We start from the raw sequence: 18,860 nt of genomic DNA, 5'->3' as shown, positions 1-18,860 counted from the left end.
CAAGAGTGCAAAAGCCTTGGAAACTTTCGCACCGTTTGCCAAACGCACTTCCAGGGCGTATCATGGACGGAGAGTCCAATCGTGAAACATCGTAAACTCGGTACATTTGAGCGGTTAAAGTGGCGAACACCCCTGAGTGCGACTTTTCCGCGCACTACTGAATCGTATGAAATTGTACATACTTGGAGCGATGCCGTCGTTGACACGGCCTCACCAGCACACATTTTGCCCGGCAGTTGCCCAACGCTACACGCCCGTGAAGACGCTCGATCTGAGTCGGAAATACAAGTTTGGCTAAACCTTGGTGTGAAGCAAGAAATTGTGACCATGGTAAGTCACGAGATCTATCACGCACCAATCAGCGGCGTGGAGAGCGTGCCCCAATGGCGTTATCTATTTTGGGTGGACTTGAATATCCCCGGGATCCCGGATTTGGATTTCGCTCCGGTCATTTTCATGGACATTCCCCATCCCATCATCAGCGTCGGCCTCTGTGTCGAGTGCGGAATGCGCTTCACCTTCGACGCCAACGGCTTTTCCGTCCGCTGACCATCCCGCGCCCCCCAAGCCCCCGCGCCGCGTTGACTTCCCCCATCCGCAACCCTATAATGAGGGGCAACTAATATTTCTGCTCCGGCATCAGGTATGTGAGAAGCAAGGATTCAGGTCAATATCCGGCCCCAACCTTTGGGTTTCCGGCTATTTATTCATACGGTGATTTTTTAATGTCGTATCTTGTCATTCAGGCACGCAGCGCCAAATTTACCCTCTGGACTGACAATCTGATCTAAATCCTTGCCTGTTCATAGCACCTTCCGCCGGTTGTTAATACTGTATAACCCTTTACAGGGCGGAGGTTTATGTAAATGGATATTGCAAGCGTTATCTCAGGCGGAATCGGAGGCCTGATTGTGGGTTACGTCGCCTGTGTCGTCTTGTCGCAGGCCCGGGGCAACAGCCTTCTGGGGAAGGCGCGCCGCGATGCGGCCCAGCTCCTTTCGGACGTGGAACGGGAATCGGCTACTCGGGAGAAGGAAGCCAAGACCCGCGTCAAAGAGCTCGAAATTGACCTGCGCGCAAAAATGGAGCAGGAAGCCCGGGAGCAGCGCAAGGAAATCGCCTCCATTGAGAAGCGTATCCTGACCAAGGAAGAGGCGGTCGACAAGCGCGCCGAAGTCCTCGACAAGAACGCCGTGGCCCTCGCCACCCAGGAACGGGAGCTCGTCAAGCGGGAAAAGGCCCTCGAAAAGGAACTCGAGAAGGTCGCCGCGCTCATCAAGGACCAGACCCAGAAACTCGAAGATATCTCTGGACTTACGGCGGATCAGGCCCGCCGTGAACTGTTTATCACGCTCGAAAACGAGGTCAAGCGCGACTGCGCCCTCCAGCTTAAGCGCACGGAAGACGAGCTGAAGGAGCAGGCCGAGAAAAAGGCCCGCTGGATCATCAGCGAAGCCATCGGACGCTGCGCCTCGGATCACGTGGCCGAGACGACGGTTTCCGTGGTCAACCTGCCCAGCGACGAGATGAAGGGCCGGATCATCGGCCGCGAAGGGCGCAACATTCGCGCGCTGGAAAACGCCACGGGTATCAATGTCATCATCGACGACACCCCCGAAGCCGTTATCCTGTCGGGCTTTGACCCGATTCGCCGCCAGGTGGCCCGCATCACCCTGGAACGTCTGATTCAGGACGGTCGCATTCACCCCGCCCGCATCGAGGAGATGGTGGAAAAAGTCAACGAGGAAATGGCGAAGACCATCAAAGAGCGCGGCGAGGCCGCCTGCCTCGAGGCCGACGTGCACGGTCTGCACCCCGAAATCGTCAAGCTCATGGGCCGCTTGAGCTTCCGTACATCCTACGGCCAGAATGTTTTGCAGCACTCCATCGAGGTCTGCCACCTTTCCGGTATCATGGCGGCTGAACTCGGCCTGAATATCCAGGAAGCCAAGCGCGCCGGCCTCATCCACGACATGGGCAAGGCCCTGACCCACGAAGTGGAAGGGTCCCACGCCATCCTGGGTCACGACATAGCCAAGCGTCATGGCGAGAACGAGACCGTGTGCAACGCCATTGGCGCCCACCACAACGAAATGCCCATGAACTCGGTTATCGCCGTGCTGGTTCAGGCGGCCGACGCCATGTCGGCGTCGCGTCCCGGCGCCCGCAGCGAGACCATGCAGAACTACATCAAGCGCCTCGAACAGTTGGAGCAGATTGCCAACGAGTTTGACGGCGTGGAAAAGGCCTTCGCGATTCAGGCGGGCCGCGAGGTGCGCCTGGTGGTCCAGCCAGACCGCGTGAGCGATGCCGAGGCCTCCGCTATGGCCCGCGACGTGGCCCGACGCGTGGAAACCGAAATGACCTATCCCGGCCAGATCCGCGTTACCGTAGTTCGAGAAACCCGCGCGGTGGAAATGGCGAAGTAAAGGCGCCGGAACGTAAAATTCTGCCTCACGGGCGCGCGCCGCATGGCCGCGCCCGTGCTTTACTCTAGTCACGAAGGGCGTGAGCGCTGGGCGGGCCCTTCTTTTCGATCCAGACTTTTCCAACATGGCGACTTCGTAAACATGAAACTGGTATTTATCGGCGATATTGTCGGCAAGCCCGGGCGGCAGATTGTCGCCCAGCGGATCCGCGAAATTCGCGATTTCTGGCAGCCCGATATTATCGTGGCCAACGCCGAAAATGCCGCCGGCGGCCTGGGCGCGACCCCGGAAGTCATCGACGAACTCAAGCGACTCGGAATCGGTGGTTTCACCATGGGCAACCACACCTGGCGCAAGAAAACCATTATCGCCGCCATGCCCGGTCTTCCGGAGCTGGTGCGACCCGCCAATTTTCCCCCGGGCCTGCCCGGTAAAGGCGCCACGGTCATCACCCTGCCGGACGGGCGCAAACTGGGCCTGCTCAACCTGATCGGTCGGGTATACATGGAGCCTTTCGATTGCCCTTTCCGCGCGGCGGACGCTCTGCTGCCGGAATTGCTCAAGGAAACCCGCACCATCCTGGTGGACATGCACGCCGAGGCCACCTCGGAGAAGATCGCCATGGGCTGGCACCTCGACGGACGCTGCTCCGCGGTGGTGGGCACCCATACCCATGTGCAGACGGCGGACAACTGGATCCTGCCCGGCGGCACCGCCTATATCACCGACGTGGGTATGTGCGGCCCGATCCATTCCGTCATTGGCACGGACAAGGATGTGGTGGTGAAGAAGTTCATTTCCGGCATGCCGGAAAAATTCGACGTGGCGACGGGAACAGCGTTGCTGTCGGCGGTGGCCATCGAGATTGACGACGCCACGGGCCAGGCCCGCGCGATTGAGCGGATTCTGATCCGTGACGAGAAGGTGAAGAAGAATTGAGCGTCGCTTTGTTGGAGCGCAATTTGTAACTCGCCGTTCAGCGGGCGAGACGGTCTAATGACTCAATCTCGTAACAAGTCGGCGGCAGATCGAAAATTGAAGAAACAAGGTGCGCGCCCCGAAGGGGCAATGCAGCTTCCAGCCCAGGGCAACGCCCTGGGAATAGGGGTGTCTCGTTGTAATAGCCCTGAAAGGGCAGCGCAGTACAGCGCGTGCTTAAACTGCGCTGCCCTTTCAGGGCGCGGAACGTGTGTTTCTCGATTACCCAGGGCGTTGCCCTGGGCTGGAAACTGCACTGGCCCTTCGGGCCGGAAGAGCGTCGCTATCGACAATGAATGAGTATTGCCCATCCCCATCGCAAGCACGATGGCAGAGCACGAAATCAGTATCATAACGAAGGCCCATAGCTATCTTGACCCATAAGACCCATACGCAATTTCCTGGGAATTTCCCAGTTCAACCAACGGTGATTCAATGTACTTTAAACGCGTAGAAATGCTCGGGTTCAAGTCCTTCGCGGACAAGACCCACATCGATCTGGAGTCGGGCACCACGGCCATCGTGGGGCCCAATGGTTGCGGCAAGAGTAATATTCTCGATGCGCTGCGCTGGTGCCTGGGTGAACAGAGCGCCAAGGCACTCCGCGGCAACCACATGCAGGACATTATCTTCAACGGCAGCGAGCAACGGTCACCCATGGGCATGGCCGAGGTGACCCTGACCTTCGACAACGCCGATTCCAAGTTGCCCCTCGATTTCGCCGAGGTGCAGGTGACCCGCCGCGTCTACCGCTCGGGCGAAAGTGAATACCTCATTAACAAGGCTCCGTGCCGCCTTAAGGACGTCCAGGAACTTTTCATGGACACCGGCATCGGCACCAATGCGTACTCATTGATCGGCCAGGGCAAGATCAGCCTCGTGTTGAGCTCCAAGCCGGAAGATCGCCGCTTCCTCTTTGAAGAGGCCGCGGGCATCATCAAGTATAAGGCGCGCAAGAAGGTGGCCATGCGCAAGCTCGACAACGCCGAGCAAAACCTCTTGCGCCTCACCGACATCATCGCCGAAGTGCAGCGCCAGATGCGCAATCTCAAGCGCCAGGTGAACGCGGCGATTCGCCACCGCGAACTGACCGAAGCCCTGCGCGGCCTGGAAATCCGCAACGCCTGGCTCCACTACAACGAGTTGAGCGGCCAGATCGAAGATCTGAAAGAGCGCTACACCGTGGCGGAGAAGGCCTATGAAAAGGCCTCGACCCAGACGGCGAAGATGGAGGCGCGCCAGGAAGAACTGGCGGTCAAGCGGGTGGAGCTGGAGCGCATGCTCATGGCCCGACGCGAGGGCGAGTACCAGGTCGATTCCGAAATGGAAAAGATCGAGAGCGAGATCGCCCTCATCCGTAAGGAGATCGAATTCTCCAAGACGCAGTGCGCCCAGGCTGAGAAGGACAAGGAAGAATTCCTCAAGCGCGCGGAGAACGCCAAGGGCAGCCAGGGCGAGACCGGCAGTCGTTCCTCGGAGCTGACCCAGGAAATCGAGGGTACCGAGGCGGCGCTCAAGGCAAAGCAGGCGGAGTACGCGCAGGCCGAAGCCGCCGTGGCCGAGGCCGAGCAGCGCGTGGAATCCGCACGCGCCCGCACGCTGGACACGATCAACACACGCAACCGAACCCAGACCGAGCTGGAGACGGTGGGCGTGAGTCTGCAGAACATCGACGATCAGCTCGAAGGAATTTTCGGGCGCCAGAAGGTGCAGAACACGCGCCACGAGGATCTCTCCACCCAGCTCCAGGAGCGGCGCAAAGAAGAGGGCGAGGTCCAGAAGCAGCTCACCGAGACCGTGACCGACCGCAAGGGCACCCAGGAAAAGCACCGGACAATCTCCGAAGAGCTCAAGGCCGCCAACGAAGAGTGGCAGCAGCTCCGCGAGCAGAAGAGCAGCAAGGAAGCGCGCCTGAACTCGCTGCGCGAACTGCGCGACAACTACGAAGGCTTCGCGGTCGGCGTTAAGGCCGTCATGAAGGCCCGCCAGCACGAAATGCCCGAAGTGGACGGTATCATCGGCCCGGTGGGCGACTTGCTCTCGACCGACAAGGAATACGGCAAGGCCATCGAAGCGGCCCTCGGCGGCAACATCAACAACATCATCTGCGATCACGCCGACGCGGCAAAGTCCGCCATTGCCTTCCTCAAGAAGCACCGCGCGGGCCGCGTGACCTTCCTGCCGCTCGACACCATTCGCAGCAACAACCGGGACGACACGGACACGCTCCGCGGTTCTCACGGCGTTATCGGCAAGGCCATCAATTACGTCCAGTGCGACGCGCGCATCATGCCCGCCCTGGAGTACCTGCTGTACAACACGATGATCGTCGAGACCATCGACGACGCCATCCGCATCGCCCGCGCGGAGCGCCGCTTTCCCCGCCTCGTCACGCTGGACGGCGACGTGGTGACTTCCTCCGGCGCGGTAACCGGCGGTCAGACGAAGAACGACAGCCAGGGCATGCTGGGCCGCAGCGCGGAGATCGAAGATCTCGAAGGCGCGGTGCAGAAGGCCACGGGCCGCATCAACATTCTGGTCCAGCAGGCCCAGCAGATGACTGGGGCACTGCAGGAACTCTCAAAGAAAGCCGCGACGCTGACGGAACAGGAAGACAGCCTGCGCCAGCGAATGAACAAGGCGGGCGTGGAAATCGCGCGCCTGAGCACGGAGCTTGACACGCTGACCAGTTCCGGCTCGCAGTTGGGCGAGCAGCGCGACGCGCTCCTGGCGCAGCGCGAGGCGCTGGAGACCAGGCGCAAGGAGGCGGCGGAGCGCATCACGTCAATGGAGGGTGACGACGACCTGATCCAGCGGGAAACCGCCCAGGCGCAGGAAGACGCGGCTCAGCGGCGCATTGCCCTTTCGACGTGCAGCGACGCGCTCGCCGAACTGCGCATCAAGCTGGCCTCCTTGACTCAGAGTCTGGAAGAGGCGGAGCGCAACCGGCTGCGCGAGGCCCGCGAACACAGCGAGGCCCTCGAAGAAGCCGCGCGTCGCGACAAGATGATCGAGAGTCTGATGATGAAGGCCCGCGATCTGGAGGCGGGCATCGCCGATCATCTGGAGCGCGCCAAGGCCCTCTCCGAGACCAAAGAAGAGGCCCACGACAAGGTGCTGGAGGCGCAGAAGGAGCACAACGCCCTGAACGAGGAGGCCTCCGGCCTTGCCCGAAGCCTCAAGGAGCTGCGCATCGAGACGGCGAAAGGCCAGAAGGAAGTTCACGCCCTGGAACTCGAGCTGACCCAGCGCGAAGACCGGATCGCCTACCATCAGGAGCGTATCGCGACAGAGTACGGTCTGGGCCTCGCTTCGCTCGATGAGAAGCAGGTGGGCACCGACGAGTACGACGAAAAAGAGCGGGAAAACCTGATCAAGGAACACCGCAAGGACATCCAGCGCCTGGGCACGGTGAACCTCATGGCTATCGAGGAATACGAGGCGCTGGAAAAGCGCGATCAGTTCCTCTGCTCCCAGGAGGAGGACCTGCGCAAGGCCCGCGAAACCTTGCTGGGCGTGGTGGACCGTATCGATACCACCATCAAAGAACTCTTCATGGACACCTTCAAAACCGTGAGCGAGTGCTTCAAGAATTACTTCCGCCGCCTCTTCAACGGGGGCCAGGCCCGGGTCTATCTGCTCAACGAGGACGATCCCCTTGAAAGCGGCATCGAGATCGAAGCGCGCCCGCCCGGAAAGAAGCCCCAGACCATTTCGCTCCTCTCCGGCGGCGAGCAGGCCATGACCGCCATCGCGCTGCTGTTCAGTATCTTCACCGCGAAGCCGAGCCCCTTCTGCGTGCTCGACGAAGTGGACGCGCCTCTGGACGACGCCAACGTGGGCCGCTTCCTCGAGCTCGTGGGCGAATTTACGGACCAGAGTCAGTTCATCATCATCACGCACAACAAGCAGACGATGGCCAAGGCGGGCGCCATCTTCGGTGTGACGCAGCAGGAGCGTGGCGTGTCCCAGTTGGTCTCCGTCAAATTTGAGGATGTCAAAGACGAAGACGCGGCATGAGAGTCCTCCACCTTTTCAGCAATTGCAAATGGACAGGGCCGGCTGAGCCGGCCCTGAACCTTTGCCGCGCCCTGCGCGACGAAGGCGTCGAAACGGAGTTCGCCTGCGCGCCGGACGCGGGGAAATCCGTCAATATGGTGGTGGAGTCGGCCCGGTCGCGGGGCCTGACGCCAATCCTCGATTTTCACCTGCGCAAGCACCGCCATCCCTGGTACAACTTCCAGGACGTGCGGCGGCTTCGCCGCTATCTGGCCGAGCACCCCTTCGATATCGTCCATTGTCATCTGGACAACGATCACGAGATCGCTGCACGTGCCCTCCAGGGCGGCAATACCCCCCTGGTGCGCTCCAGCTATGAGGGCACCGGTCTTGAGCGTAATACACGACGCCAGCGGATGCTCGCGCGCACCACGGCCCTGCTGGAGCCCTCCGAAATGGCCCGGCTCCACGACATTGCGGCCTTTGGCATTGCGCCCGATAGAACCGAAGTGGTACCCGGCGCGATCGACATCACCCGCTTCGACCCGAAACGTTCTCTGCCCGATGCGCGCACAAGACTAGGCCTGACGGCCGACGCCTATGTAATCGGCATTGTCGCGCGCATGCAGACCCACCGCCACTTCGAGGATTTGCTCCAGGCCATGCGACACGTGGTGGATGCCCTGCCCGAAGCGCGGCTGGTGATCATCGGCCGGGGCACCCACCAGGAAAAAGTGGCCATGGAACCGGCACGAAAACTGGGTCTCGACGGGCAGGTGATCTTCACGGGCTATATTGAGGGCGATGACTTTGTCGCCGCGATCGCGGCAATGGACGTGGGGGTCTACCTCGTGCCCGGCAGCGATGGCACCTGCCGCGCGGCCCGGGAGCTCCTGGCCATGGGAAAGCCGGTGGTGGTGGCGGATCGGGGCATGCTGAAAGAAATTGTACCCGACGGAGAAGCGGGCATTGTGACGGACGGTAGCGTGGCGGGGCTGGCGAACGCGCTGCTGTCGCTGGGGCGCGATCCGGAGCGGCGCGGCGCACTCGCGGGGGGTGCCCGAAGGCTCGCGGAGACGCGCTACGCCCTGGGGCCACAGGCGGAGCAGGTTAAGGGGATCTACGAACGGATTCTGGGGCGAGCATAGGCTTTTTGAGTCTGCAACGACGACCATGGTGTGCCACCTTTTCTGATACCGATTGTTCGTCTGGAGTGACTTCCTTCGGTCTGCCGACAGGGATGCCAACGCTCCCAATCCGCCGTCACGTAAACGGTACGTACTTCGCCTTCACCGCCTCGTGCAGGGCTGCGGCCAGAGTCTTACGATCGGTGCCCGAAATTGGCCCTTCGCCGAAGTGCAATGTCACCTTGAAGCCCGGATACCTCAGCAGCCGCCGCACGTGAAAGAAAAAGCCCTCGGGTCGCCACCAGCCCACCACATCCGAAGGTCGGGGCGTGTTGTTGGGCGTGCTGTAGTTGATGGTGACGTAGTGGACCGGCAGGCCGTTGTCGATGGCGGGCTGGATCAGCGCCGACTTGAATGGCTCCACCGCCAGGCCGCGGGAGATGCGGCTTTCCGCAAAGACCACCAAGCCGTCGCGCTCGGCCAGGGTGTGTGCGATGAGCTGGTTTACCCGGACGGCGTCCTGCCGCTGCTCGCGATTGATGAAAAGCACGTGAAGCGATTTTGATACCCAGCCGATGACGGGCCAGTGCTCCAGATCGCCCCGGGCCACGAAGGTGCATCCGAGTACGGTGGCGAGGGTGAAGATATCCAGGTAGCCGAGGTGGTTGGCCACGAGGTAGTAGGGCGGCTTCGGCAGGGGGCCGTGCACCTCCAGGGCCATGCCCACGATGCGGCGGAAGCCCTGGCCCCAGACCCGCATGATCCAGCGGCGCCCTCGACGGTCCAGCGCCTCAGACCACCATCCGATGGGCCAGAAGGCCAGACGCACACTCCAGATGGCGGCGGTCCACAACAGTACGAGCGGAAAGCGCACGCCGCTGCGCAGGGATTGGAGAAGGGTTTCCATCGTGTGGGCCAGGTATCCTCGGATCGCGCGGGCCACCCGATCACGGCACCGCCGGGGAGATGATAGCACGGCGGCGCGCGGCGGCGACAAGCGGGAAAAGGAGCGATATGCTTCTCATCATCCGTCGTATCGGCGCTATCGGTCCCATTCTTAGCCTTGACACACCCACCCGACTGTGGGAAAATTAAGGTGGCGCAGTAGCTTAGGCACTTCCCGCCCCGGCGATCGCGCCATAAAGCGTCAATCCGAGGCATAGAAAACCGTGGCACTCAACATTGGAGCGACATCGCAAGCGGTACTACCGCTGGCATCGGCTGGGGTCTCCCGGTCGGTTCGCAGTGCCGCATCCAATCAGAGTGCCGAGAAGCCGGGTCAGCTCGTGCGGGACAAAGAAGCACCCGCCGTCCGCGCGGGATTTGGTGAAGGCACCCTTTCTCCATCCGGTGCCGCGCTCAAGACCCTCGATGCCAACCTCCGCGCCGCCGAGCAGCTTGTACCCACGGTGGAAGAGCTTCGAGAGCGGGCGCGACTGGCCCAGGCCCGGCGGGAGGAAGCGGTCGCCGCACGGGAAGCGGAGCCGGTCGAGTTTCGCCAGCCTGAACGGGTGCGCCCCGAGGCCAGCCCCGCCGTCCGCAATTTCTTCGAGCGGGAAAGCCCGCCGGCGGAACGACCGGAAGAGGATACCGCGCCTACGGAAGTCTCGAATGGCGCCGCGCCTTCCATCGACGCATCCGCCGCGCCGGGGACCCGGTTGAATCTTCAGGCCTGAGCCTGCGGACCCGGGAATCTCAGGTCTTTCGAGCGCCCCCGCCAACCTGCTATGGTATGGCGCATCCAGCGTGAGTCTTACGCCCATCTTTCAGGAGTATCCCCCATGTTTCATCGCCGCCCGACACCCCTCCTTCTGTTCGCGTTCACCGCTTTTCCTCTGGCGGTCCTTGCCCAGCCCTTCGAAGTCTCGGGCGAGCGAAAGGATGTGCAGGTCATCCGCGAGGCGAATCAGACCTACACGATCCCGATGGGCGGTACCGCGGACATGGACAACACGGCCACACGGCGGCACGAGACCTGGGACGTCGGCTTTCAGAACAATGTCTCGCTGCTCCTTGAGAATACGGGCACGAGCACCGTGGTGAACCCGCGCATTGTCACCAACGGCAAGCGTCAGTGGCGGACGGCGGAGTCGATGCTGGCGGAGTTCACGGCGGGCGCGAAGGATCCCCAGGAAAAGATCTATATGATCTGGGAGGGACTGCGGCAGAACCGCCACCACGACGCCCCCCTCTTCGAAAAAGGCGACTACCACGATCCGGTGCGCTTTCTGAACTGCTATGGCGGGGGCTTTTGCGATGATTCCGGGGCCATCGGTACTGGACTATTCCACCTCGCGGGCTTCAACGCCGAAGCCGGTGGCCAGGACCCCTTTGTTCGCGGACTGCACGGCCATGTGATGTGCGAGGTATGGCACGATGGCGACTTCCAGTGGATGGACATTGACCAGAGCACCTTCTTCCTCGATCGCGAGAATCGCAAGCCGGTCAGCGGCGACACGGCCACGCGGGACCACGACTATGCCCGGCGCGAGCTTGCCTTCGGCCCCATATTCCCCGGATGGGAGGTTCCCGCGCGCAATGCGGCCATGTTTGGCGCGGACGATGAGCGCAGCCCATACTGGAAGACGGGCCACACGATGAATTACAGCCTGCGTCCCGGCGAGCAGATCGAGTTTTTCTGGGAGGGGCGGGGCAAGACGCCCTGGCAGGAAAAGGAACGGAAACATCGTTTTTATGGCAACTCCGAGTTGCTCTATACGCTGCCGGCGGATCCCTCGCGCCTTTCGGGCACGGACGTGGTGCTGGAAGGTTTCAAGGTGGCGCGCGACGCCTTCTTCATGGCGGCGGAGGTCTCCTCCATGACGATTCCCGTTGCCTCGCCCTATACGATCTGCGGCGGCAACCTGGCGGTCCAGGCGAGCCCGAACTTCCCACCCAACGCCGTATTTCGCGTGGAACTCTCCCTCGACGGCCAGAACTACGAAGAGATCTACCGCCGCACGGCCATGCCCCGCTGGGCCGTGCAGGTGCCGCTGGACGAGGCGCTGAAAATCCACGGCGGCGACCCGAAGCGAACGTATTGGCTGCGCGTATCGTGCATCAACGCCCGTGGCGCTTCACTGCGCGCGGTACGTCTGCGGACGGACCTGTACACCTACCCCATCGCCCTGCCGCGCCTGTCCGTGGGCGACAACAGTGTGGCCTACTCGGATGAATCACCCGCCGGGCGCACGGTGCGCGTCACGTATCGCTGGAAGGAATCGGGCAACGTGCAGGCCCCCGCGGCCCCGGCCGCGCCCGAATCTCCGGCAGTCGCCGCCGAAGTCCATGCCACCTATGTGCCCTTTGCCTGGCCCGCCGTGGAGGGCTGCGACGCGTACTGGCTGCGCGTCAGTCGCGATCCGGAATTCAAGTACCCCTATCGACCGAACTACGATGTGGTGCTGACCGAGAACAAGTACGAAGTGCCTTTCGCCGGCATGTTCTCCCCCGGTGAGACCTATTACTGGCGGGTGCGCCCACGGCTGGCCAACGGGATGTGGGGCAACTGGAGCGAGACCTGGTCCTTCACCTGGGCCGGCCCGACGGTTCCGAAAGATCTCGCGCTGGACCAGAAGGGTGAGGACAAGATTACGCTGACCTGGGCGCCGAACCCGTCAGGCATTAAGCCCGTGCGCTACAAAGTCTACGGCAGCAATGAAAAGGGTTTCAGCGTCGGTGGCGAGGCCATTCAGGCGCTCCACCAGGGCCCGCCCATTGTGATGGTGGAGACCAAGCGCCCGAAGCTCGTGGTGGGTGGACGCAAGGCCGACGGCCCCCTGGCGAACCTGGCCTATTATCGCGTGGTCGCCGTGGACAAGGCCGGCGTGGAAAGCTGCCCATCGGACTATGTCGAACTGCCCCGTCCGCTGGTCTACAGCACGCCGGTGACCAAGGCCACGGTGGGCGAAGCATTCCAATACCCGATCGAGGCGGTGACTTCCATGGGCGATCTGCAGCACCGCTACGACGCGCCGGGCGACGCCTATTGGGAAAAGGAGAGCCTGCGCTTCGAAAAAGTGTCCGGGCCGGAATGGCTCAGCGTCGACGAACGCACGGGCGTGGTCCAGGGCACACCGTCGGAGAAGGCGCCGAAAACCGAGGTGGTCATTCGCATTACAACCGCCTTCGACGATGAAGTGAAGCCCGACGCAACCCAGGCGGCGGTCTTTATCGCGGCAAAGGAGACCCTGGTGAAGAGCACCGAGCACCGCTTCCCGGTGACGGTGAAGTAGGGCTCGCTTTCGGAGAGTGCCCCCTCCGCGCGCGTTTACGGTTGCGCTCTCGACAGGAGCCACGGGAGCGCCTCCCCGGTTGGAGCGCGAGCAGTCCCGCTATCATTGGCCCAGGTCCCGCCAGCATGTCCGCGGTCCGTTCCAGGGGGCTTCGGACACTGGGCCGCGATTGGGTGGGAATTCGGCCCCCCGGGGGCGTTTTTTCACGCCAATTGCATCGGAGCATGGCGTGGGCTATCATGGCGTCCTGAAGAGTGGGCCGAGGAGGATGGGAGAGTCTTGTGCGCATCCCCCATGGCCCTGCACCGTTACCGCAACCGAATGTGAGCCGCAGGAGCGTTCCCCGCATGGATATTCATGATCTTTTTGACCTTGTTGCCCAGGAAAAGGCCTCCGATCTGCTGATCAGCGCCGGGGCGCCGCCGATCCTGCGCATCCACGGCCAGTTGTTTCGGAGCCGGACGGATGCCCTGACGCCGGAGATGACGGAGAAGCTGATATTCGATTTTCTCACGGAAGATCAGCGCGAGCATTTCCTGGCCCATAAGGAGCTGGACTTTTCACTGGCTTCGGGGCGGCGCCATCGCTTTCGTGTAAACGTCTATCGGCAGAAGGGCGCGGTGACGGCGGCCTTTCGTCCGATTCCGGAGAAGATCCCGAGTATTGACGATCTGGGCCTGCCGGCTTCCGTGCGCGAAATTGCCAATGTGCGCCAGGGGCTGGTGCTGGTGACGGGGCCGACGGGCCACGGCAAGACGACGACGCAGGCGGCGCTCATCGATCTGATCAACAACGACCGCGCCTGCCACATCATCACCGTGGAAGACCCGATCGAATACGTGCACACCCACAAACGGTCCATCGTGGATCAACGCGAGGTGGGCGGCGACACGAACAGCTTCCCCACGGCCTTGAAGTACGTGCTGCGCCAGGATCCGGATGTGATTCTGATTGGTGAAATGCGCGATCTGGAGACGATCAAGGCAGCGCTGACGGCGGCGGAGACGGGCCACCTGGTTTTCGCGACGCTCCACACGAACGACGCCATTCAGACCGTGGACCGCATTATTGACGTGTTCCCCGGTCATGAGCAGCAGCAGATCCGTTTCCAGCTCTCCATGACGCTCCACTCCATCATTTCCCAGCGGCTCCTGCCGAATCTGGACAATACGGCCCGGGTGCTCGCCTGCGAGATGCTGGTGAACAACACGGCGGTGGCCAACCTCATCCGCGAAGGCAAGACCCACCAGGTGTACAGCGTGGTGGAGACGAGCACGCGCGAGGGCATGATCACCATGGATCGCTCGGTGAAGAACCTGTACAACGGCGGCCAGATTTCCGAAGAAGACGCTCTGGCGCTGATGAAGAACCCGAAGGATCTCAAGGGTGGTTCGGGCGAGGCCGCACCGGTGAAGAAAACGGTGAAGAAGGCGACGAAGTAGGACGGGAAATCGGACCGATCAGACGGAGCAGATGGGCCTGCGGGTTAGGTCAAGCCTAATTTTGGGGTCGATCCGAGGTGGATTTTTGTCCCGGCTCTGCTATACTGGTGCGCGTGTCGGAAAAAATATTTTTTTCTGGAACCTTTCCCAAACCCATAGGATATATCCCCTCAGAACAGTTGGGACAGAACCCCGGGGATGAAAACACGATTATGGCCGATGGCTTAGAAAACGTAGTCCCGTTACGCGCGGAACCGTTATTGCGGATTGTGGAGCGCGGCGATGGCCCGCTGGCGACCTGGACGGACGAAGCGCTCATGCTGGAGCATGGCCAGGGCTCGGAAGAGGCCTATGCCGTGCTGGTGCGGCGCCACCAGAAGGGCGTGCTGAACTATGTTTACCGGATGGTGCAGAACCGCCACATCGCGGAAGAGTTGACGCAGGAGGTTTTCCTGGCGTTGGTTCGCAATGGCGGACGCTACCAGCCGACGGCAAAGTTCACCACGTATCTCTACACGATTGCGTCGAATATTGTTTCCAAGGAATGGGCGCGGCGCAAGCGGCGCCCGAAATTCTTCAGCATCTCAAGCTGGTGGAACCACGAGGACGACGAAGCCTTCAACCCCATGGATCATGTGGGGGATGAGCGGGCGAACGTTCTGGCGGCGTTCCAGCGGGGCGAAGTGTCGGAAGCGGTGAATGAAGCGCTCCGCCACCTCCCCGAGCACCAGCGGGAGACCTTTGTATTGCGTCGCTTTCAGGATCTCTCTTACGAAGAGATCGCGGAAGTGCTTGAAGTCCCGGTGGGGACCATCAAATCGCGCATCGTGCGTGCGGAGCGGGCGCTGCGGCCCTATCTGGAGAAATATCGCGAGTATATTTGATGGTTTCCGGTTCCGGGAGAGCGCCGTGGCGCGCGGCCCTTATTGGGAGGGGCCGAGGCGGGCGCTCCGGATGGAAGATTGCGTTACAGGGTACATAGGCGAATGCAAGTAGCAACGAAAATTCGGCCCCACCCCGGCAAGCGGGCCTTGCTGGCGTATGCGGAGAATCTGGTGGACAATCGCGCCGCGATTGACCGCACCCTCGCAGCGCACTTAAGCCAGTGCGCGGCCTGTCAGGCGGAAGTGCGCGCCATACAGGAATCGCTGGCTTTTGTGGCTTCCGCGCCCGCGCTGGAGCCGGACAGCGAGTTCACCGCGCAGATTCTGATGGCGGGCAAACAGGCCCGCTCGGAGATGAAGCGCGGTTCGGGGCCGTTGCGTGCCGCGTGGAAAGTGGCCCAGGCCTGCGCGTGTGCGGCGGGCATGGTGGTGGTGGCCGGGCTGACCTTCGCGGCCTTCGTTGGTGCGCCCGAGCAGAAGAACGCGGCGCCGGTGTTTCAGCCGAGCGTTCCCGTGGTGGCGGAGAGCGGCCAGTCGCCCGAGGCCATCCGCCAGGCGGCGCTGGATGTAGCGGAAGAAGTGCAGACGCTATCGGCGGCGATCAAGTCGAAAAGCGGCGCGGCGCCCCATTCGCCCCAGGAGCAGGAGCAGATGCGCATAGTCCAGTCGCGCGATGATGACATCGCGGCGGCGATTTCGGCGCTGGAGCGCAACCCGAACAATGTCCGGGCGACCCACGTGCTCCATACCTATCTGAAAGACCTGCGCAACCTCTATGTTGCGGGCGGCAGCCTCTGAGGGCTCGCCCCGCATACGAACAGTACAAATGCAGTCCGCGCCCCCGGGCGTGAAAGCACAGCCGGAAGGCCCTTTGTGGGGCATCTGCGATCTGTGCTCATTTTTTTTGACACCGACTCCGGAACGCTATTATGTCCCGCTTTGGCACCTGTACCGCGCTGTTACTTTTTTGCTCCGTGTCACTGGCACAGGGGCCCGCGCCCGAAAAGGGCCTGCTGGAAAAGACCCAGTCCTTTCTCGATGAAGTGGGCAAGGGCATGCGTAACTTCGGCGAAAAGGCCGAAGGCATTTTCGGCCCGGGGATGGGGCTGGATCAGGAGAAGCCCGCGGACTTCACCAAAGAGCGCGATGTCAGCGAGCGAAAAGAAACCGGTCCCGCGCCGCTGGTGTCGGTTTCCAACGAATTTGGCGAGATCCACATCGACACGTGGGATGAGCGGGTGGTGCGCATCAACGCCAAGGTGATTGCCGGGGCGGAATCGGCCAGCGTAGCCGAGGAACTGTCGCGCTCGATCGATGTGCAAATAACCACCGGGGAGGATCTGGTGCAGGTGCGCCCGGTGCTGCCTGATCGGCACCTCGACATGGGCGCGGTGTCCATGCAGGCGAATTTGTATATCACCGCGCCGCGGGGGGCCAACGTGGTGGTGGACAACGCGTTCGGCGACACCTACGTCCGCGGCGTGGGCGGCTTCGTCGCGCTGGAATCCCAGCATGGCCTGGTGGATCTGGGCGATATCGGGGGTGCGGTGAAGGCCCGGGTGCGGGGCCCCTTTCCTCTGCGCGCGGCCGGTCTGAAGGCGGGCGGGCAGTTTCAGCTTCACGACAGCCAGGCCGAGTTCAGCGAGGTGACCGGTGGACTTCAAGTGAACAGCTTTGGCGGAAGCGTGGCGGTGCGCGGCCTGCAGCCCGAGGCCTCATTCGATATGATCGGCTACAGCACGGCGATCCACCTCCTGCTGCCTCGCGATGCAAAGCCCGATCTGACCGCAACGGCGCTTTACGGCTCCATCGATTCCCAATTGCCGGTGACGCGCTCCGAGCAGGGCCCCCGGATCCTGGCGCGCCATGGAAGCCCGGACGCGAAGCAGCGAATCGACATCAGCGCGACCATCGGCGAGATACGGGTGGAATTTGAGGGCAGTCCCAGCGGCGTGGCGACCGGACCCCAGGGCGACGACAAGCCCTACGACGAAATCGTGTCGGAGAACCACACGGTGACGCCCTACACACGCCTCCAGATCGAGGCGGTCCGTGGGGACATTGTGCTGGAAGCCTCCGATGATCCCGGCGTGAATATCTCCGCCACCCGAATCGCCTGGGTGCCGAGTCCCTCCAAAGCCCGTGCCGCGCTTGATGCGCTGCCCTTGAAAGTTCAGAAGGACGCCGACCGGCTCACCGTGCGCACGTTGCTCACGGGCGACCTGACCGCGCTTGAGTGCAGCGACTATCGCATCAACCTCAAAATACGATATCCCCGGAATCTTCCGATTGCCGTCATGGCCGAGGATGGTCACACCCGGGTGAGCGGCAGCGTGGGCCAGGCCACCATCGAGCAGACGGCGGGCGCGGTCAGCGCGGCGGACTGCGCCGGGCCGCTCACACTGACCAATAAGAACGGGGGTATTCGGGTTTCCGGGGCTGCGGGCACGGTGGAAGCATCGGCGCGCTATGGAGACTCTTTTTTTGAGCGCGTGACCGGGACGCTCACGGCAACCTGTGTGAAGGGGGGGACCGTCATCGACAAACCCGGGGGCGCGGTGTCTGTGCGAAACAGCCTGGGGAATGTCCGCGTTCTTGCCCTGGATGGCATGGCGGGCGATATGGATATCAAGGTGGAAGACGGCGACCTGAGCGTGGTGCTGGGCGACAAGGCCTACAGCGAGCTGAGCGTGGCGGTGGAGCAGGGCACGGTGGACAGCGCAATACCTCTGGAGGGGAGCATTCTGGGCCGAAATCAGGCCAAGTATCGGGGATTTCCGAGGCAGGGTCAGTTTAAGATGGAACTTTCTGCGAAAAATGGGGATATAGTACTTGACTAGCATCTCGTCCGCCCCTCGCGGCGGGCGCGGTGAGTCCGACCACGCATGAGCCACCTTGGCCATACTATGGTGTAGTAGGCCAGCGAATAAAGATCGCCATTGGGTGGTATGGTTCCTAACCGCTCGTGAATAAAGACCTTGTACGATCGGGTCGAGTTGGTATCGGAATTGCTTCGCGTTTGCAGCCGGTCACGTCTGCACCAAGCTGGAAAGAGAGCACCCCATGTCCAATGCCCTGATTCAGGAAACCCTGCTTCCGTTTCACATTCTGTTTACCTGCCCCCATTGCCAATCCGTTCGACAAGTGCCCGAGCAGTATATCGGCCAGAGTGGCCAGTGCAACACCTGCGGGGGCGGGATCACCATTTCGGAGAAATCCGCCCCGGCGTTGCCGCCAGTCTCGGTGGCGGCCCAGCCCAAGGACTGGTACCGCCAGCGCACCTCCTACTTCGAGTTCTGCCGCGACAACTACGAGCGCGCCCGGGCTCAGTTTCCGCCCATTTCGAACGACGCCTACTGGCAGCACGGCATTCAGGCGGCCGCGAATTGCCCGGATCGCCTGGAGCAGGTGGCGCGCTGGGAAAAGTTGGTGGCCGAGGGGATACCCTGGGCCGTGGCCTTTGAATACCTGGTGCACCACTACGCGAAAGAAAAGGACTACGAGAAGGCCTACTACTTCTGCTGCGTGTACTTTCACAGCGAGCGCTGGAAGAACCCGCAGTGCGCCAACAGCAGCTACAAACTGCTGAAGCTCATGCGCAAGCTGGATATGAAGCTGCACGGGTAATGGAACCCGAACCGATAGATCATTACCGATGGACGCAAACGGGATGTTTGCGTCCATCGCTGTTTGTGTGCCAGGCATGGCCCCGTACTTATGAGGTGTAAGTCCTCTACAGGCCCTGATAGTGGGAACTGTTAGGCGA

General features: G+C 61.9%; 13 protein-coding genes. 12 read left to right on the top strand and 1 reads right to left on the bottom strand.

Annotated features, from left to right (window positions below):
- The first annotated feature begins 81 nt into the window (after positions 1–81).
- From JNK74_23485 to JNK74_23465, 5 genes are all read left to right on the top strand, one after another.
- Entirely contained in the window at positions 82–549 is a 468-nt protein-coding gene (locus JNK74_23485) for a hypothetical protein (protein MBL7649151.1), read from the top strand.
- A gap of 317 nt (positions 550–866) precedes the next feature.
- The gene (gene rny, locus JNK74_23480; protein MBL7649150.1) at positions 867–2,429 is read left to right on the top strand and encodes a ribonuclease Y; all 1,563 of its coding nucleotides are present in this window, start codon (positions 867–869) and stop codon (positions 2,427–2,429) included.
- A gap of 141 nt (positions 2,430–2,570) precedes the next feature.
- The gene (locus JNK74_23475) at positions 2,571–3,368 is read left to right on the top strand and encodes a TIGR00282 family metallophosphoesterase (protein MBL7649149.1); all 798 of its coding nucleotides are present in this window, start codon (positions 2,571–2,573) and stop codon (positions 3,366–3,368) included.
- 474 nt (positions 3,369–3,842) lie between these two features.
- Positions 3,843–7,427, top strand: coding sequence for a chromosome segregation protein SMC (gene smc / locus JNK74_23470; GenBank protein MBL7649148.1), 3,585 nt, complete (start codon positions 3,843–3,845; stop codon positions 7,425–7,427).
- On the top strand, positions 7,424–8,554 hold the full coding sequence (locus tag JNK74_23465) for a glycosyltransferase family 4 protein (GenBank protein MBL7649147.1): 1,131 nt from the start codon (positions 7,424–7,426) through the stop codon (positions 8,552–8,554). Before smc ends, JNK74_23465 begins: the two co-directional genes overlap by 4 nt.
- Positions 8,555–8,669: 115 nt before the next feature.
- On the opposite strand, the gene JNK74_23460 is transcribed toward JNK74_23465, so the two are convergent.
- Entirely contained in the window at positions 8,670–9,440 is a 771-nt protein-coding gene (locus JNK74_23460; GenBank protein ID MBL7649146.1) for a 1-acyl-sn-glycerol-3-phosphate acyltransferase, read from the bottom strand.
- 262 nt (positions 9,441–9,702) lie between these two features.
- Here JNK74_23460 and JNK74_23455 point away from each other — a divergent pair, with 262 nt between their 5' ends.
- The 7 genes from JNK74_23455 (at position 9,703) to JNK74_23425 (ending at position 18,721) form a co-directional block, all read left to right on the top strand.
- Positions 9,703–10,209, top strand: a complete 507-nt coding sequence (locus JNK74_23455) for a hypothetical protein (GenBank protein ID MBL7649145.1) — start codon at positions 9,703–9,705, stop codon at positions 10,207–10,209.
- A gap of 105 nt (positions 10,210–10,314) precedes the next feature.
- Entirely contained in the window at positions 10,315–12,768 is a 2,454-nt protein-coding gene (locus JNK74_23450; GenBank protein MBL7649144.1) for a hypothetical protein, read from the top strand.
- A gap of 347 nt (positions 12,769–13,115) precedes the next feature.
- Positions 13,116–14,210, top strand: coding sequence for a type IV pilus twitching motility protein PilT (locus JNK74_23445; protein ID MBL7649143.1), 1,095 nt, complete (start codon positions 13,116–13,118; stop codon positions 14,208–14,210).
- A 212-nt stretch (positions 14,211–14,422) separates the two neighbouring features.
- A complete protein-coding gene (locus JNK74_23440) occupies positions 14,423–15,094 on the top strand; it encodes a sigma-70 family RNA polymerase sigma factor (protein ID MBL7649142.1) in 672 nt (223 codons plus the stop codon).
- Positions 15,095–15,196: 102 nt separating this feature from the next.
- Positions 15,197–15,892 carry a hypothetical protein gene (locus tag JNK74_23435; protein ID MBL7649141.1) on the top strand — a complete coding sequence of 232 codons (696 nt, stop codon included), beginning with the start codon at positions 15,197–15,199 and terminating at the stop codon, positions 15,890–15,892.
- 131 nt (positions 15,893–16,023) lie between these two features.
- Positions 16,024–17,934 (top strand): hypothetical protein, encoded by a 1,911-nt coding sequence (locus JNK74_23430; protein ID MBL7649140.1) that lies wholly within the window; start codon positions 16,024–16,026, stop codon positions 17,932–17,934.
- Between the two features lie 223 nt (positions 17,935–18,157).
- The gene (locus JNK74_23425) at positions 18,158–18,721 is read left to right on the top strand and encodes a hypothetical protein (GenBank protein MBL7649139.1); all 564 of its coding nucleotides are present in this window, start codon (positions 18,158–18,160) and stop codon (positions 18,719–18,721) included.
- Positions 18,722–18,860: the final 139 nt, after the last annotated feature.

The organism is Candidatus Hydrogenedentota bacterium, assembly GCA_016791475.1.
Classification (GTDB): domain Bacteria; phylum Hydrogenedentota; class Hydrogenedentia; order Hydrogenedentales; family JAEUWI01; genus JAEUWI01.
This window is presented reverse-complemented; position numbering and strand designations above follow the sequence as displayed.

Coding starts and splice junctions, on each gene's coding strand:
- JNK74_23425 (MBL7649139.1), top strand. CDS start 18,158: ATGTCCAATGCCCTGATTCAGGAAACCCTGCTTCCGTTTCACATTCTG.
- JNK74_23430 (MBL7649140.1), top strand. CDS start 16,024: ATGTCCCGCTTTGGCACCTGTACCGCGCTGTTACTTTTTTGCTCCGTG.
- JNK74_23450 (MBL7649144.1), top strand. CDS start 10,315: ATGTTTCATCGCCGCCCGACACCCCTCCTTCTGTTCGCGTTCACCGCT.
- smc (MBL7649148.1), top strand. CDS start 3,843: ATGTACTTTAAACGCGTAGAAATGCTCGGGTTCAAGTCCTTCGCGGAC.
- JNK74_23445 (MBL7649143.1), top strand. CDS start 13,116: ATGGATATTCATGATCTTTTTGACCTTGTTGCCCAGGAAAAGGCCTCC.
- rny (MBL7649150.1), top strand. CDS start 867: ATGGATATTGCAAGCGTTATCTCAGGCGGAATCGGAGGCCTGATTGTG.
- JNK74_23460 (MBL7649146.1), bottom strand. CDS start 9,440: ATGGAAACCCTTCTCCAATCCCTGCGCAGCGGCGTGCGCTTTCCGCTC.
- JNK74_23465 (MBL7649147.1), top strand. CDS start 7,424: ATGAGAGTCCTCCACCTTTTCAGCAATTGCAAATGGACAGGGCCGGCT.
- JNK74_23440 (MBL7649142.1), top strand. CDS start 14,423: ATGGCCGATGGCTTAGAAAACGTAGTCCCGTTACGCGCGGAACCGTTA.
- JNK74_23475 (MBL7649149.1), top strand. CDS start 2,571: ATGAAACTGGTATTTATCGGCGATATTGTCGGCAAGCCCGGGCGGCAG.
- JNK74_23435 (MBL7649141.1), top strand. CDS start 15,197: ATGCAAGTAGCAACGAAAATTCGGCCCCACCCCGGCAAGCGGGCCTTG.